1 pseudogene is annotated in these 392 nt (G+C 57.9%); it reads right to left on the reverse strand.

The window, feature by feature from the left end:
- Positions 1-392 (reverse strand): annotated as a pseudogene (locus HMPREF2635_RS02970) (HNH endonuclease); the annotation flags it as partial.

Here is a 392-nt window from a genome sequence, read left to right on the forward strand (position 1 = left end):
AGGCGTTGGTTGAAGTTTGCTCCGCGTTCTAGCCGCCAGGTGTTAATAGGCCCTTCGACAGGGTGGACGATGGTGGCGTAGCCGATTTCGGCAAACTTGTGGGTGAGGAATTCAGCGCCTGTCATGCGCGCGCCGTTGGTGAGGTTGAGTTCGATCTCGTCCCCGTTGCCGTTGATGATCTGGTCCAACTCGTTCAACGTGACGATGACTTGGGTGCGCACGGCAGGCTTGGTGCCGGTGGCTTGGGTGAAGAAGACGTCGTTGGCGGCTTGAAGCAGGTCGGTGTTGGTGGATTCTAGGACTGCGCGCATGTTGGCAATCGTGGTGGCATCGTCAGTAATGGAGAGCGTGTTAGGGCCTTGCTCTCGGTAGGTGATGCGCACACCTGGTTT

It is taken from the genome of Corynebacterium sp. HMSC035E02 (assembly GCF_001836065.1).
GTDB classification, from domain to species: domain Bacteria; phylum Actinomycetota; class Actinomycetes; order Mycobacteriales; family Mycobacteriaceae; genus Corynebacterium; species Corynebacterium hiratae.